Origin of the sequence: Roseomonas indoligenes, assembly GCF_017813365.1 — a bacterium.
Classification (GTDB): domain Bacteria; phylum Pseudomonadota; class Alphaproteobacteria; order Acetobacterales; family Acetobacteraceae; genus Roseomonas; species Roseomonas indoligenes.
The window spans coordinates 71,864-87,163 of sequence record NZ_JAGIZA010000005.1; the positions used below are offsets into that span (position 1 = coordinate 71,864).

General features: G+C 71.3%; 14 protein-coding genes and 1 tRNA gene. 3 read left to right on the forward strand and 12 right to left on the reverse strand.

Features of this window, described 5'->3' with window-relative positions; translation table 11 throughout:
• Positions 1-7: 7 nt before the first annotated feature.
• The 10 genes from J5Y10_RS09960 to J5Y10_RS10005 all read right to left on the reverse strand — a co-directional run bounded on the left by J5Y10_RS09960 (position 8) and on the right by J5Y10_RS10005 (position 8,027).
• The gene (locus J5Y10_RS09960) at positions 8-646 is read right to left on the reverse strand and encodes a peroxiredoxin (RefSeq protein ID WP_209373156.1); all 639 of its coding nucleotides are present in this window, start codon (positions 644-646) and stop codon (positions 8-10) included.
• A 115-nt stretch (positions 647-761) separates the two neighbouring features.
• On the reverse strand, positions 762-2,015 hold the full coding sequence (locus J5Y10_RS09965) for a D-amino acid dehydrogenase (RefSeq protein ID WP_209373158.1): 1,254 nt from the start codon (positions 2,013-2,015) through the stop codon (positions 762-764).
• A gap of 68 nt (positions 2,016-2,083) precedes the next feature.
• Positions 2,084-2,671: a hypothetical protein gene (locus J5Y10_RS09970; RefSeq protein ID WP_209373160.1), complete on the reverse strand. Its 588-nt coding sequence runs from the start codon at positions 2,669-2,671 to the stop codon at positions 2,084-2,086.
• 308 nt (positions 2,672-2,979) lie between these two features.
• Positions 2,980-3,056, reverse strand: a tRNA-Met gene (locus tag J5Y10_RS09975).
• Between the two features lie 28 nt (positions 3,057-3,084).
• Entirely contained in the window at positions 3,085-4,185 is a 1,101-nt protein-coding gene (mnmA, locus tag J5Y10_RS09980) for a tRNA 2-thiouridine(34) synthase MnmA (RefSeq protein WP_209373162.1), read from the reverse strand.
• Positions 4,182-4,880 carry a thiaminase II gene (tenA, locus tag J5Y10_RS09985; protein ID WP_209373164.1) on the reverse strand — a complete coding sequence of 233 codons (699 nt, stop codon included), beginning with the start codon at positions 4,878-4,880 and terminating at the stop codon, positions 4,182-4,184. The genes mnmA and tenA overlap by 4 nt, the downstream gene beginning before the upstream one ends.
• 5 nt (positions 4,881-4,885) lie before the next feature.
• Positions 4,886-5,212 (reverse strand): ferredoxin family 2Fe-2S iron-sulfur cluster binding protein, encoded by a 327-nt coding sequence (locus J5Y10_RS09990; protein WP_209373166.1) that lies wholly within the window; start codon positions 5,210-5,212, stop codon positions 4,886-4,888.
• A 9-nt stretch (positions 5,213-5,221) separates the two neighbouring features.
• Positions 5,222-6,403, reverse strand: coding sequence for a cysteine desulfurase family protein (locus J5Y10_RS09995; protein ID WP_209373168.1), 1,182 nt, complete (start codon positions 6,401-6,403; stop codon positions 5,222-5,224).
• Positions 6,404-6,471: 68 nt separating this feature from the next.
• Positions 6,472-7,572, reverse strand: coding sequence for a cysteine desulfurase family protein (locus J5Y10_RS10000; RefSeq protein WP_209373170.1), 1,101 nt, complete (start codon positions 7,570-7,572; stop codon positions 6,472-6,474).
• Complete coding sequence (locus J5Y10_RS10005; RefSeq protein ID WP_209373172.1) at positions 7,569-8,027, reverse strand: Rrf2 family transcriptional regulator; 459 nt, start codon at positions 8,025-8,027, stop codon at positions 7,569-7,571. Before J5Y10_RS10005 ends, J5Y10_RS10000 begins: the two co-directional genes overlap by 4 nt.
• Positions 8,028-8,486: 459 nt before the next feature.
• On the opposite strand from J5Y10_RS10005, the gene J5Y10_RS10010 reads away from it, so the two are divergent.
• Positions 8,487-9,155 (forward strand): alpha/beta hydrolase, encoded by a 669-nt coding sequence (locus tag J5Y10_RS10010; RefSeq protein WP_209373174.1) that lies wholly within the window; start codon positions 8,487-8,489, stop codon positions 9,153-9,155.
• 76 nt (positions 9,156-9,231) lie between these two features.
• Here J5Y10_RS10010 and J5Y10_RS10015 read toward each other — a convergent pair whose 3' ends face one another.
• The gene (locus tag J5Y10_RS10015) at positions 9,232-10,335 is read right to left on the reverse strand and encodes an anhydro-N-acetylmuramic acid kinase (RefSeq protein WP_209373670.1); all 1,104 of its coding nucleotides are present in this window, start codon (positions 10,333-10,335) and stop codon (positions 9,232-9,234) included.
• 57 nt (positions 10,336-10,392) lie between these two features.
• On the opposite strand from J5Y10_RS10015, the gene tyrS reads away from it, so the two are divergent.
• A complete protein-coding gene (gene tyrS / locus J5Y10_RS10020) occupies positions 10,393-11,616 on the forward strand; it encodes a tyrosine--tRNA ligase (protein ID WP_209373175.1) in 1,224 nt (407 codons plus the stop codon).
• Positions 11,617-11,622: 6 nt separating this feature from the next.
• Here tyrS and J5Y10_RS10025 read toward each other — a convergent pair whose 3' ends face one another.
• Positions 11,623-13,815, reverse strand: a complete 2,193-nt coding sequence (locus tag J5Y10_RS10025; protein WP_209373176.1) for a ComEC/Rec2 family competence protein — start codon at positions 13,813-13,815, stop codon at positions 11,623-11,625.
• A 68-nt stretch (positions 13,816-13,883) separates the two neighbouring features.
• Here J5Y10_RS10025 and gltX point away from each other — a divergent pair, with 68 nt between their 5' ends.
• Positions 13,884-15,290, forward strand: coding sequence for a glutamate--tRNA ligase (gene gltX, locus J5Y10_RS10030; RefSeq protein ID WP_209373177.1), 1,407 nt, complete (start codon positions 13,884-13,886; stop codon positions 15,288-15,290).
• Positions 15,291-15,300 lie beyond the last annotated feature (10 nt).

A 15,300-nucleotide genomic window follows, 5' to 3' on the forward strand; every position in this document is an offset into this window, starting at 1 on the left:
GAGGGGTTCAGGTCCACTCCAGGTGATCGACCCAGCGCAGGTAGGGCTTCTCGGCCGTCCAGCCCTGGGGGAAGTGCTTCTTCGCGTCCTCGTCCGACAGGCTGGCGGCGACGATGACCTTGTCGCCCTTCTGCCAGTTCACGGGGGTGGCGACCTTGTGCTTGTCCGTCAGCTGCAGGCTGTCGATCACGCGCAGGATCTCGTCGAAGTTCCGCCCGGCGCTCGGCGGATAGATCAGCATGAGGCGGATCTTCTTCTTCGGGTCGATGACGAAGACCGTCCGCACCGTCACCGTCGCATCCGCCTCCGGATGGATCATGCCGTAGAGGGTGGCAACGTGCCGGTCGTGGTCGGAGATCATCGGGAAGTTCACCGCAGTGCCCTGCGTCTCCTCGATATCCGCGTTCCAGCCTTCATGCCGGTCCAGCGTATCGACGGACAGGCCAATCACCTTCACACCGCGCTTGTCGAATTCCGGCTTCAGCTTGGCGGTATAGCCCAGCTCCGTCGTGCAGACCGGCGTGTAGTCCTTGGGGTGGCTGAACAGCACGCCCCAGGAATCGCCGAGCCATTCATGGAAGCGAATGCGGCCCTGGGTGGTATCGGCCTCGAAATCCGGGGCGGTTTGCCCGAGCTGAAGAGTCATGCGGCTATCCTCCGTGGAATTCGTTATTCAACGACGCTAACACGGCCCGAAAGGGGCGTCCAAGACGGCCCTACCGCATGTCGGCGCCCCGGCCGGGCCTTCCAAGATGCCTGGATCAACCGTAACGCGAGAGGCCGAGATCGGAGACGTCGATCTCGGGCGTGCGGCCTGAGACGATATCCGCCAGTGCCCGTCCGGAACCGCAGGCCATGGTCCAGCCCAGCGTGCCGTGGCCGGTATTGGTGAACAGGTTGGGCAGGCGGGTCTTGCCAATGACCGGCGTGCCGTCCGGCGTCATCGGCCGCAGCCCCGTCCAGAACCGGGCCGCCCCGATATCCCCGCCATCGGGAAAAAGATCACGGACGGAGTGCTCCAGCGTCTCCCGCCGCGGGCGGCGCAGGCTCGTGGAGAAACCCGCAATCTCCGCCGTGCCGCCCACGCGGATGCGGTCGCCGAGGCGGGTGATGGCGATCTTGTAGGTCTCGTCCATCACGGTGGAGACGGGCGCGGCCGCCTCCTCCGTCACGGGCAGGGTCAGCGAATAGCCCTTGATGGGATAGACGGGCAGGCGCAGCCCCAGCGGGCGCAGCACCGCCGGGGTATGGCTGCCGAGGGCGGCGACATAGGCGTCCGCAGTGAAATCGCCGTGGTCCGTTTCCACCGCCGCCACGCGCCCGCCTTCGCAGTGGATCGAGGCGATGCTGACACCCAGGCGGAAGTCCACGCCCTTGCCGCGCGCAAGTTCGGCCAGGCGCTGGGTGAAGAGAAAGGCATCGCCCGTCTCGTCCTGGGGCAGGCGCAGACCACCGACGAACTTCTCCTGCACCCGCGCCAGGGCCGGTTCCGCCGCGACGCAGCCGGCCGGATCCAGAAGTTCCCAGGGCACCCCGTACCCATCCAGCACAGCGGTGTCGTCGCCCACATGGTCCATCTGCTTCTGCGTGCGGAAGACCTGGACGGTGCCGCGCGCGCGGTGGTCGAACTCGATCCCCGTCTCCGCGCGAAGATCGGCCAGCGCCACGCGGCTGTACTCGGCCACGCGCACCATCCGGCCCTTGTTGCGGCGATAGGCGCTTTCCGTGCAGTTCGCGGCCATGCTGGCGAGCCAGGAAAGCATGTTCCAGTCCGGGCGTGGCCAGAGGACAAAGGGGCGGTGGTGCATCAGCAGCCACTTCACCGCCTTCATCGGCACGCCCGGTCCTGCCCAGGGCGAGGAGTAGCCGTAGGAGAGCTGCCCCGCATTGGCGAAGCTCGTCTCCTTCCCCGCGCCGTCCTGGCGGTCGATCACGGTCACCTCGTGCCCGGCCCTGGCGAGATACCAGGCGGTGGTCACGCCGATGACGCCGCTGCCGAGGACGAGAACCTTCACGGGCGACTCCTGCATGATGCCGGGCCTGACGATGCGGCCTTCGCGCCCCGGGGCAAAGGGCCCGCAGCTCAGCCTTTCGGAGCGGGTACCGGGGCCGGCTTGCCTCCCTGCCCGCCCTCCTCGCCCGGGCGCGCGACGGTGACCTGCCGGCCATCGCCGGTGAAGTTCATCACCGTCACCATGCCGTTCCCATCCGTCGCCCGGCAGGTCGCGCGGTGCCAAGTCCGGCCATCGGCCGTCATGCTGATCTGGCAGGTGCCCCGCACCGTCTTCGCGGCCGTGCGGCCATCCACGCTGGTGTGCATCCGGTTCAGCTCCAGCGTGTACTCCTCCCGCACGGGCTGGGTGTCGCTGTTGCCCTGGAAGCCGATCGTGCTGGTGGGCGTGGACTGCACCGAGATCAGCACGGCCCCGTCCCGGTGATGCACGTAGATCAGCCCGCTGCTACAGGGCTGCGCCTGGCCGCCGGTTGAAAGCTCGCAGCGCCCCGGTGCGCCGATGACGAGCCGCGGCAGTTCCGCCACCGGACCGGGCCGCGTCCCCGGCGCAACGCCCGGCGCTGGCACCGCGTGGGAGGTGCCGGGAGGTGTGGGTTGCGCTAGGGCAGCCAGAGGGAGCACGAGGCCGGCGAGCAGGACGGGGAGGGTCGAGCGCATCCTCTTTCCTTCTTTCGTTCTGGTACGGAGAGAAGGGCGTTTCACGGGACCGATGTAACCGCCCGGCGGCTCACGCCCCCGTGCGCTCGATAACAAAGGCTTGTGGGACAGGGCGGTTCAGCCCGGCCCTTCTGCAGCCCGCCACAACTTCCGGCTGCTTGGCGGAGCCCCTTTTTTCGCCGGATGAATTCTGGCTCCAGGCAGTGCCCGCAGGAGCGAATCACGCACCGCTGACCGACAGCAGCGCGCCAAAACGAGTGACGCGGGTTGTCCGAGAGGATGAGGGAAATCCGGCAGGCGGCGGGTAATGGTAGCGGGAACCGGACTTGAACCGGTGACCCCAGCATTATGAGTGCTGTGCTCTAACCAGCTGAGCTACCCCGCCAAAGCGCCGCCTGCCGGGTGGCCGCGAATTAGGCTGCCGGCGCTTCCGCGTCAACAGTTGCGGCGCGGCTGGCGCGGATGAAGCCGCCGCCGAGGACGCGGTCGCCTTCGTACAGCACGCATCCCTGGCCAGGGGCGGAGATGACGGGGACGTCCGGGGTTACCACCAGACGCGCCGAGGCTGCATCCCAGCGCGCCGTCACGGGCTGCGGCACCTCGCGGGCGCGGAACTTCGCCTCCGCGCGGAAAGGCGCCTGCGGCGGATCAATGAGCCAGTTCACCTCGCCAACCGGCACCTCGGCCACGGGAATCGCGCGGGCCGGGGCCACCACCACGCGGCGCCGCGCCGGGTCCAGCGACGCCACGCGCATCCCGGAATCGCGGGAGAGGCCGAGCCCCCGCCCCTGCCCCACAGTGTAGCGCGCCACGCCCTGGTGCCGGCCGAGGACGCGGCCCGATTCGTCCACGATCTCCCCTTCCTCCGCCGCATCTGGGCGGAGCTTCGCGACGAGGTCGTGGTAGTGGCCCTGGGGGACGAAGCAGATGTCCTGGCTGTCCGGCTTCTCCGCCACCGCTAGGCCCAACCGCACGGCTTCCCGCCGCACCGCCGCCTTGTCCGGCATGTCGCCCAGCGGAAAGCGGGCGAAGGCCAGCTGCGCCCGCGTGGTGGCAAAGAGGAAGTAGGACTGGTCCCGCGCCGGATCGGCCGCCCGGCGCAGCTCCGGGCCGCCCGGTCTGTCCGTACGGCGGGCATAGTGGCCGGTGGCCAGCGCCTCGCAGCCGAGCTCCCGGGCCAGGGCCACGAGGTCCTGGAACTTCACGGTCTGGTTGCAGCGCACGCAGGGGATCGGCGTCTCGCCGCGCGCGTAGCTGTCGGCAAAATCGGCGATGACCGCGTCGCGGAAGCGACTCTCCCGGTCCAGTACGTAATGGGCGATGCCCAGGCGGTCCGCCACGTCGCGCGCGTCGTGGATGTCCTGGCCGGCGCAGCAGGCACCCTTTTTCTGCACGGCGGCGCCGTGGTCATAGAGCTGCAGGGTGGCGCCGATCACCTCGTGCCCCTGCTCCGCGAGCAGCCCGGCGACGACGCTGCTGTCCACGCCGCCGGACATGGCGACCATGATCCTCACGGCGCGGGCGCCTCGGCCGCGTTCAGCCCCATCTGCCAGAAATCGGCCTCCAGCCGGGACGCCTCGGCGAAGACGCGGGTCAGGGCGGCAATCCGAGCGGCGCCGCCATGCGTCTCGCCCAGCGCGTCCAGCCGCGCCGCCGCGCCGCGCGCCACCGCCTGATATTCGGCGCCGGCGTATTGCACGATCCAGTTCTCGTAGGGATTGCCCTCGCGCACCCGGCCGGGATGGGCCTCGATCCGTTGCGCCACCTCGCCGTAGCCGACCGTGCAGGGCGCCAGGGCGACTTCCAGGTCCAGGATGTCGCCGCGGAAGCCCTGGTCCATCACCCAGCGCGTGTAGCCCACCGTTTCCGGCGCCTCCGCCTCGGCCAGCACGGCGGCTTCGTCCAGCCCCCAGTCCCGGCAATAGACGAGGTGCAGCTTCGTCTCGTCCAGGATGGCCTGCACCACGCGGCCCTTCTCGCGCATCGCCTCCAAGCTCTCGGCCTTCACCACGGCCAGGGCCTGGGCGCGCGCGAACTGCACGAGGAACAGGTAGTCCTGCACGAGGTAGCGCCGGAATGCCGCCAGCGGCAGCGTGCCCTCGGCCAACCCCTGCACGAAGGGATGCCAGAGATAGGCGTCCCACTCCCGCGCCGCCCCTTGCCGCAGAGCGCGGAACAGCCCGCCCTCGCGGCCATAGGGCGCGTTCACGGCTCTCAGCCCGCGTTGCGGCTGCCGGCGGGCAGCTTCACCACCAGCCCGTCCAGCTTGTCCGTCATGATGAGCTGGCAGCCCAGCCGGCTCGTCTCCTGCAGGTCGAAGGCGAGGTCGAGCATGTCCTCCTCGTCCTCGGTGGGGCTCTCAAGCCGCTCGAACCAGCTCTCATCGACGATCACGTGGCAGGTGGAGCAGGCGAGGCTGCCCTCGCAGGCGCCCTCGATGTCCACGCCGTGCTTGTGGGCGATCTCCAGCACCGAAAGACCCAGCGGCGCATCCACCTCGCGGCGCGTGCCGTTCCGCTCGACGAAGGTCATCTTCGGCATCGATCTCTCCTACTCGGCCGCCTGGCGGCGCAGCCCCTGCCAGGCGCGTGCCAGCTCAGCCGCCGCCCGGTCCACTTCGGCCGGCGAGGTAAAGCGGCCGATGCCAATCCGCAAGGTGGAACGCGCCTCGGGCTCCGGCAGACCCAGCGCCTTCAGCACGTAGGACGGCTCGATGCTCGCCGAGGAACAGGCGCTGCCGGTGGAAACGCAGACGCCCGGCGCAGCCCGCATGACGTCCTGCGCATCCACCCCGCCGGGCAGGGTCAGGTTGAGATTCCCCGCCACCCGGCTCTCCCGGCTGCCGTTCACCCGCAGCCCGGGGATGCCCGCCTCCAGCGCCGCCAGGAACCGCTCCCGCTGGCCGGCGATGCGCCCCTCGTCCAGCGCCATCTCCAACCGCGCGATCCGCGCCGCCTCCCCAAATCCGACGATCAGGGGGGCCGGCAGGGTGCCGGAGCGCAGCCCCCGCTCCTGCCCGCCACCAGAAAGCAATGGCGCAAGCCGCACCCGAGGCCGCCGGCGTACATACAGGGCGCCGATCCCCTTCGGCCCGTAGATCTTGTGGGACGATAGGGAGAGGAGGTCGATCTCCGTCCCCGCTACGTCGATCGGCACGCGCCCGGCCGCCTGCGCCGCGTCCGTGTGGAACAGCGCGCCCGCCGCCTTCGCCGTGGCGGCGAGGCCGGCGATGTCCTGCACCACCCCGATCTCGTTGTTCACGGCCATGACGCTGACCAGCAGCGTCGGCACCTCCAGCGCCGAGCGCAGCGCCTCAGGTTCCAGCAGGCCGTCTGGGCGTACGAGCAGGACCACCGGCTCGAAACCCTCCGCCGCCAGGTCGCGAACGCTCTCCAGCACGCATTTGTGCTCGGTGGCGACGGTAATCACGCGCCGCCGCTCGCCACCCTGCCCCGCCGCGAAGCGGGCCGCGCCCTTGATCGCCAGGTTGTTCGATTCGGTCGCCCCGGAGGTGAAGATCACCTCCCGCGCCTCTGCCCCGATCAGCGCCGCCACATGGGCCCGCGCCTCCTCCACCGCCGCCTCGGCCTCCCGGCCCATGGCGTGCTCGATGCTGGCGGGGTTGGCGAAGTTTGCCTCCCACCAGGGCCGCATGGCCGCCAGCACCCGCGGATCGACGGGGGTGGTGGCCTGGTTGTCCAGGTAGGCGGGGCGGTTCGCGGCATCCCTCATGCCGTGAAGATGGGACATCCCAGGCCTGGGCGGGAGGTGCGCCGGCGCACATCCGGCCCGCGCGGGCTTCAGCCCTGCCCCGCGCTCCCCCGGTCCTCGGCGCGCAAGCGGGCCCGCATGGCTGCATGAGCCGCAAGGAAATGCTCCGCCGCGTCGTCCGGGGTGTTCCAGGGCAGGGAGACGCGGATGGCCGAGCCCGCCAACTCCCCGAGCCCCATGGCCGCCAGGACCGGGCTGCGCGCCACCTTGCCGGAGGAGCAAGCGGCCCCGGCGGAGACCCGCATCCCGGCCAGGTCCAGCGCGATCACCTGGGTCTCGGCACTCGCGCCGGGCAGGGCCACGCAGCTGGTGTTTGGCAGGCGCGACGCCCCGGCGCCGGCCACGGGAAGGCCCAGGCCGGCCTCAATCGCGTCGCGGATCGGGCCTAGCCGCGCCGAGGCCGCAGGATCCGCCGCCTCCGCCGCGGCGCCGAGCCCAGCGATGGCCGGCAGCGCCTCCGTGCCGCCGCGTCTCCCCCTCTCCTGCCCGCCCCCGGCCACCAGGGGCGCAAGTTCCAGACCGGGGCGCAGGATTAGCGCGCCCGCACCTTTCGGCCCGCCGAGCTTGTGGCCGGAGATCGCCATCGTCTCCGCCCCAAGCGCCACGGCGTCCAGCGGGATGCGTCCGGCAGCCTGCACCGCATCGAGGTGCAGCAGTGCGCCGTGCCGCCGGCAGAGCGCCGCGGCCTCCGTCACCGGGTGGATCACCCCGGTTTCGTTGTTCGCCACCATCAGGAGGACCAGGGCGGGATCCCCGTTCGCCAGGGCCGAACCCAGCGCCTCCAGGTCCAGAGTCCCGTCCGCCAGCACGGGCAGGAGCGCCGCGCCCTCTGCCGCGCGCAGCACCGCCGGGTGTTCCGTAGCACCGACGAGGACCCGCCGTCCGCGCCGGAGGGAAGCAACCGCCAGCGCGCTCGCCTCCGTCCCGCCGGAGGTGAAGACCACGTCCCGCGGCGATGCCCCGAACCGGGCCGCCACCCTCGCCCGCGCCGTCTCCAGTACCCGTCGCGCCGCCCGCCCGTCCGCGTGGACGGAGGAGGGATTGCCCGGCAGCTCCATGGCCGCGATCGCGGCATCTCGCGCCTCCGGCCGCAGCGGCTCGGTGGCGTTGGCGTCGAGGTAGAGGCTCACCCGCCCTCCTCCTCCCCCCCGAGTGCCGAGGGCACGGGCACGGCACGGCCGAGGGTGCGGCCGTCCACCACGTCCTGCAGGGAAATGGCGGAAAGGAACAGACGCACCTGCTCCCCCAGCTCCCGCCAGAGGTCGCGCTGCTCGGTCGGCACGCCCGGCGATTCCGTGGCCTCCGGCGGGCCTGCAATGGTGTCCTCCACGGCGTCCACCACCTCCGCGACGGTGATCTCCGCCGCCGGGCGCGCCAGCCGGTATCCCCCTCCGGGCCCGCGGGCCGACCGAACCAGCCCGGCCCGCCGCAGCCGGCCGAACAACTGCTCCAGATAGGCCGGGGAGAGCATCTGCGACTGTGCCACCTCAGCCAGGGTCATGGGCGCACCGCTTCCCTCCACCCCGCGCCGGGCCATTTCCGTCAGCGCCATTACGGCGTAGCGGCCGCGGGTGGAGAGCCGCATCTCAGCGGCGCCCCGCCATGCGGCGCCGGCGCCCGGCCGGGGGACCACCCCGGGGGCCAGGACTGCCGCCAAGGGCAGCCATGCGCGCTGAAACGTGAGGCCATGCCATGATTTGGTTATGATTCTCGCGGAGCGCTGCCTATATTGGACCGGTCCCGCAGACCGGAAGGCCGCGCGGGTCACATGGCGTCCCCGGAGCCCGGTTGGAGGTCGCGGCTGATGCGAAGCTTCCCTTCGCACAGGTGTTGCCTGTCGCCTAGCGCGTCCCGGTCCGGTTTCCGTTCGGCGGAACGGGTCCCGTCCGAGCCTCCCCGGCATCTTCCCCGGGGCCCGGACGGAACCCGTTCCGCCGGGGCGGGGTGCCAGCGTCGATGAAACAGGCGGGGCGGTCCCTTTACGGCGGTGCCGGCAGGGTCCCGGCCCGCCCCAGAAAAACGCCCTACGGGGCGGAAGGTGATGATGCCCGAGGTGATGTTCGCAGGCCCCGACGGCCGGCTCGAGGGTCGCTACCACCACTCCAAGCAGCCGAATGCCCCCACTGCCCTCGTCCTGCACCCGCATCCGCTCCACGGCGGCACGATGAACAACCGGGTGGTGCACGCGCTGTATGAGCGGTACCGCGCCATGGGCTTCTCCACGCTGCGGTTCAACTTTCGCGGCGTCGGCAAGTCCCAGGGCCGCTACGATGGCGGGATCGGCGAGATCTCCGACGCCACCGCCGCGCTCGACTTCCTCCAGGCCGTGAATCCGCAGGCGTCCATGCTCTGGGTCGCCGGCTACTCCTTCGGCGCGTATGTCGGCATGCAGGTGCTGATGCGCCGGCCGGAGATGGGCGGCTTCGTCTCTATCGCCGCACCCGCCAGCCACTACGATTTCGGGTTCCTGGCCCCCTGCCCCTGCTCAGGCCTCATCCTCCACGGAGAAGCGGACGAGCTGGTGCCGGAACCCTCGGTCCGGAAGCTGGTGGATAAGCTGAACACCCAGAAGGGCATCAAGATCGACTACCGCACCATGCCCGGCGCCGGCCATGTCTTCACGCCGGAGCAGACGGAGAAGGTGGCGGACGCCACGCAGGACCATGTGATGGGGGTTCTGAACCGCGCCCGCATGTCCATGGCGGCGGACTGATCCAGCTCGCTTCCCGCTAAGTGAGGGGCGGCGTCCTTCCGGTCGCCGCCCCTTTTCTGTCTGCCCGCCCCTCCTGTCAGGCGTAGGCCGGCACCCGGCGCCCGCCCGTGAGCGGATGCGGCGCCCCGGTGGTGCCGGGGAAAGTCAGCGGCAGTCCCCGTGCGACGCGGGCGGCCAGCACGCCGAAGGCCTGCGCCTCCAGCGCGTCCCCGTCCCAGCCCGCCACCTCCACCGGGCGCACCGGAGCCTCCAGCATGGAGGCGAGCGCCTTCATCAGCGCCGGGTTCCGGCGGCCGCCGCCCGCCACCAGCCACTGCACCGGCGGGTCGGGGAAGTGCCGGGCCGCTGCGCCTACGCAGACCGCGCAGAAAGCCGCCAGCGTCGCCGCCCCATCGGCGGGCGAGAGCGCCCCAGCCCCTGCCTCGCGCAGCGCCGCGTCGAAATCCAGCCGGTCCAGGGACTTGGGAGGTGGGGTATCGAGATAGGGATGCGCCATCAGCCGCCCGAGCACCGCCCCGTCCGGCGAGCCGGCGAGGGCTAGATGCCCGTCCCGGTCGTAATCGGCGCCGAGCGAGCGCCGCGCCCAGTCATCCAGTGGGCCATTGGCGGGGCCGGTATCGAAGGCGACCAGTTCGCCATCCGGCCCGATCCAGGTGACGTTGCCCACCCCGCCGAGATTCAGGATTGCCACCGGCTTCGGCAGGGATTCCGCCAGCACGCGGTGGAACACCGGGACCAGCGGCGCCCCCTGGCCGCCGGCGGCCACGTCGGCGGAGCGGAAGTCATGCACCACCTCCACCCCCGTCAGCCGGGCCAGCAGGGCGGCGTCGCCAATCTGCCAGGTATGGCCGGACTGTCCTGGCCCCTTGGCCGGGCGGTGCAGCACGGTCTGGCCATGGAAGCCGATGAGGTCTGCTGGGCGGTTCAGCTTCGCCACCGCCTGTGCGTGGATCTCCGTCAAGCGCCGCGCGGCTTCCAGAACGGCGGGCTCGGCCAGCCGCCCCTCGTCATGCAGGGCGGGGGCCGCATCCAGCAGCGCCCGCAGTTCCCGCCGCAGGCTTGAGGGGTAGGGAATGGTCACGGAGGGGCCGAGGCGGTCGATCCTCTCTCCGTCCGTCTCGACATAGGCGGCGTCCACCCCGTCCAGCGAGGTTCCGCTCATAAGCCCGATGGTTCGCAGCATCCGGCACTTGTGCTACGGCCGGCGCGCTTTGCAAGGGCCTTGAGTGACAACGCCATGAACGAGTTCCTTCATCTCGCCCGCGAGCGGGGCTACATTCACCAGGTGACGGACGAGGCGGCGCTGACCGCCCGCATGGCTCAGGGCGTTCTTCCGGCCTATGTCGGCTTCGACTGCACGGCGGATAGCCTGCATGTCGGCCACCTCCTGCCCATCATGCTGTTGCGCCTGCTGCAACGCTGCGGCCACAAACCCGTGGCCCTGCTGGGCGGCGGCACCACGAAGATCGGAGACCCCTCCGGCCGCGACGAGGGCCGCCAGCTCCTCACGGACGAGCAGATCGAGGTGAACAAGACCGGCATCCGCCGGACCTTCGACAGCTTTCTCCGCTTCGGGGAGGGCGCGGGCGATGCCGTGATGCTCGACAATGCCGCCTGGCTGGACGGGCTGCAGTACATCCCCTTCCTGCGCGACGTGGGCCGCCACTTCAGCGTGAACCGCATGCTGACCATGGACAGCGTGCGGCTGCGGCTGGAGCGGGACCAGCCGCTCTCCTTCCTCGAATTCAATTACATGCTCTTCCAATCCTACGACTTCCTTGAGCTGCGCCGCCGGCACGGCGTCGCGCTGCAGATGGGCGGCAGCGACCAGTGGGGGAACATCATCATGGGCGTTGAGCTGAACCGCCGCATCGACGGCGCGGAGGTCTTCGGCGCCACCACCCCGCTGCTGACTACGGCCTCCGGCGCGAAGATGGGCAAGACCGCCTCCGGCGCGGTGTGGCTGAACCCCGACCGCCTGTCCCCCTACGACTACTGGCAGTTCTGGCGGAACACGGAGGACGCCGATGTCGGCCGCTTCCTCCGCCTGTTCACGGAAATGCCCGTCGCGGAGACGGACCGGCTCGCGGCCCTGCAAGGTGCGGAGATCAACGACGCGAAGAAGATCCTCGCCACCGAGGCGACGGCGCTTCTTCACGGCCGCCGGGCGGCCGAGGCCGCGGCCGAGACGGCCCGCGCGACCTTCGAGGCGGGCCAGGCCGCCGAGACGCTGCCGAGCATCACTTCCGGCCTCCCCGCTTCTCTGCTGGACCTGGCCGTGGCGGCGGGACTTGCCTCCAGCAAGGGCGAGGCCCGGCGTCTCGTCGGCCAGTCCGGGCTGCGGCTGAACGACGAGGTGGTGACGGACCTCGCGCGGGAGGTGACGGAGTCCGACCTGCGCGACGGGGCGGCGAAGCTCTCCGCCGGGCGCAAGCGGCACGTCCTCGTCCGGCTGGGCTGAGCCGTCCTACTCCGTTTCCGCCGGCGGCTCCTCCGGTGCCTGCGCGCGGGGCGTGGGAACCGGCGGCACCCAGGGCCGGTCGCCACGATGTGCCCGGTCCGAGAGGACGGTCGCCGCATCCCGCCCCAGCCAGACGGCATGGGCGCCGTCCCGCCACACGGAGAACCGGTCCACCCGCGGCGTCTCGCGGCAGCGGCCGCGAACGGGTTCCAGCGAGACCATCACCGCCGCCTTGCCGCAGCCCGTATCGGCATTGACGGCCGGGGGCGGCGGGGCCGGGCCCCGGCGTGGCCGAGGCTCCCGCGGCGGCTGGCGGAGGAGAATGGCGGCGGCGCCGTCCAACCGCGGCCGCAGCAGGCAGGACAGGGCCGTGCAGGCGGCGCCGGGCACGTCGCCCTCTCGCGGCAGGGGGCTGGCCTCGTCCTCGCCCCAACTGCGGAGCCAGGATTCGCGGGTCAGGCGGTTGGCGCCGGAGGCGCGCTCCACCAGCACCCCGCCCGGCGTTGCCAGGGCCAGCATCCGGCCATCCGCCGCCACGAGAAGATCGGGCGGGGTGGTCGCTAACCCGGAGAGCAGCCCCGCCGCCATCACTGGCAACCCCGCCCATCGCCAGGGCAGGCGCCAGAGCAGGATCCAGCAGAGGCCCAGGGTGAAGAGCCCTAACCCCCAGGCCGGGATGGGCGGCGCGGTCAGCGCCGCACCGGGCCAGGCGGAGACGATCCGGCCGGTGAGGAGCGTGCCCTCCACCCCCCAGCCCATCACCGTCATGGCGGGCCCTTCCAGCCCGAAGGGCATCAGGAGAAGGGCAAGCAGCCCCGCCGGCATCACGACGAAGGAGGTCAGCGGCACCGCCACGGCATTCGCCGCCACGCCATAGAGTTGCAGCCGCCCGAAATGGTGCAGCCCGAACGGGGTGGTGGCCGCGCCGGCGACGATGGAGGTGGCGGCCAGCCCCAAAACGGCGACCGCCAGCTTTCCCTGCCACCCCCGGCTCTTCAGCGCCTGCATCGGCCCGCGCATCGCCGCCGCGGCACCGATAAGGGCGAGCACGGCGGCGAAGGACATCTGGAAGGACGGCCCGACGACCGCCGCCGGGTTCAGCAGGATCACGACCCCCGCCGCAAGGGCCAGGGCGCGCAGGGAGAGGGCGCGGCGCCCCGTTAGGATCGCCAGCGTGGCGAGGGCCGCCATGGCGAATGAGCGCAGCATTGGCACGCCGGAGCCGGTGAGCAGCGTATAGGCCGCGCCGAGCGCCAGCCCGGCCAGCGCCGCCCCGCCCTTCGAATCGATCCGCAGCGCCAGCCATGGGATCGCGGCGATGGCGAGCCGGGAGAGGGTGAAGCCGATCCCGATCACGACCGCCACATGCAGTCCGGAGACGGAAAGAAGATGCGCCAGCCCCGAATCGCGCAGCGCGGCGATGGCCGAGGCCGGGATGCCGGACTGCGATCCCGTAAGGAGCGCTGCGGCCACCGCTCCCGTGGCGCCGGGCAGGGCTGAGGTGATCCGGGCCTCGATGGCGGCGCGCAATCCGGCAAAGAACGGCGGGTCGCGCCGTTCCACGATGTCCGCCACGTTCAGCGCGAAGCCGGAGCCGCCGAGGCCGGAGAACCAGGCGTTGCGCTGCGTGTCGAAGGCGCCGGGATAGGTGGGCGGCATGGGCGGGCGCACCAGGGCGCGCAGCGAGACGGTGTCGCCGGGCTGGACGGGCGTCGGATCATTCGCGCGCAAGCGGACGCGAAGCTGGCGGTCCAGGGGCGGACCGTCGTTGATGCGCGGCGCATCCAGTGTCACGCGCCGCCCCTCCGGCAACAGGTCCAGGTTCACCACCCGGCCGGTGACGGTCGCGGCGGTGCGCGGCAGGTCCGGCATGGGCGCTGCCAGTCGGGCATGAAGGAGCGCCGCGGCGAATCCCAGCGCAGTGCAGCCAACGAGGGCCAGAGCCGCCGCGGCCAGGGGCCGGCGGCCACGCAGGATCAGCGACGCGGCCAGGTACGGCAGGGGAAGCGCCAACCAGGCGGGACCCGGTTCGGCAAGCCGGCCAAAATAGGCCAGCACACCGATCCCCATTGCGACCGGTAGCCAGAGCGGCCAGCGGTCCCATTCCGCGGCCACCCAACCCCAGGCCCGCTCGGCAAGCGGGACAGCGGGGGCGGCGATCGGAGCTGGACCGGCATGGGCGGACATGAAGGCGGGCATGCTAGCCCAGCTGATCGCGAATGCGTGAGGGGGTGATCAGGCCGGATGCGCGGTGTTAATGGGGCGGGATGACCGTCCGCACGCGCTTCGCCCCCTCCCCCACCGGGTACCTGCATATTGGCGGGGCCCGGACCGCGCTCTTCAACTACCTCTTCGCCCGCCACCATGGCGGCCAGTATCTGCTGCGGATCGAGGATACGGACCGTGCCCGCTCCACCCCGGAAGCCGTGCGGCAGATCCTGGAAAGCCTGGACTGGCTGGGCCTGAACCCGGACGAGGAGCCGGTGATGCAGACCTCCCGCGAGGCGCGGCACGCGGAGGTGGCGCGGCAACTGCTCGCAGAGGGCAAGGCCTACCAGGCCTACGACACGGCCGAGGAGCTGGTGGCGATGCGCGAGCGCGCCCAGGCCGAAGGCCGCCCGCCCCGCTACGACGGCAGCTGGCGGGATCGCGACCCCTCCGAGGCGCCTGCGGGGGTGAAGCCGGTGATCCGCATCAAGGCCCCGCGGGAGGGTGAGACGGTGGTGAACGACCTCGTGCAGGGCGAGGTGCGCGTTCAGAACTCCGAGCTGGACGACATGATCATCCTCCGCTCCGATGGGACGCCAACCTACCTGCACGCCGTCGTGGTGGACGACCACGACATGGCCATCACGCACGTGATCCGCGGCGACGACCACCTGACCAACACCTTCCGCCAGATCATGGTCTATGACGCCATGGGGTGGGAGCGGCCGGCCTTCGCCCATATCCCGCTGATCCACGGTGCGGACGGCGCGAAGCTTTCCAAGCGCCACGGCGCGGTGGGCGCACTGGAGTTCCGGGACCAGGGCTTCCTGCCGGAAGCCGTCTGCAACTACCTGCTGCGCCTGGGCTGGGGCCATGGCGACGAGGAGTTCGTGCCGCGGGATCGTGCGATCGAACTCTTCGACCTGAAGGATGTCGGCCGCGCCGCTTCCCGCATGGACTACGCCAAGCTGTCCCACCTGAACGGACAGTACATCCGCGCCGCCGCGCCGGATGCGCTGCTGCCGCCGGTGCTGGCACGCCTGGGCGAGGTGAGCGGGGAGCAGCGCGCCCGGGTGGCCGCCCTGATCCCGGACCTGCAGCCGCGCGCGCGCACCCTGGCGGAGATGGCGGACGGTGCCCGCTTCGCCCTGGCCGAGCGACCGCTGAAATACGAGCCGAAGGCCGCCGAGGCGCTGGACCACCCGGATGTGCGTGCCCGCTTGGCGCGGCTTTCGGCGGCCCTGTCCGGCATGGATTGGACGAGGGCCGGGCTGGACGCCGCCCTGCGCGCATTCGCTGAGGCGGAGGGCGTGAAGCTCGGCCAAGTGGCCCAGCCGCTGCGCGCGGCCTTGACGGCCAGCCTGCAGTCTCCGCCGATCGACGCCGTGCTGGCCGCGCTTGGCAAGGATGAAAGCCTCGCCCGGATCGGTGATGCGGCAGAAGGCGTCTCGCTTGTCGGGGGCTGAAGCCCCCGTG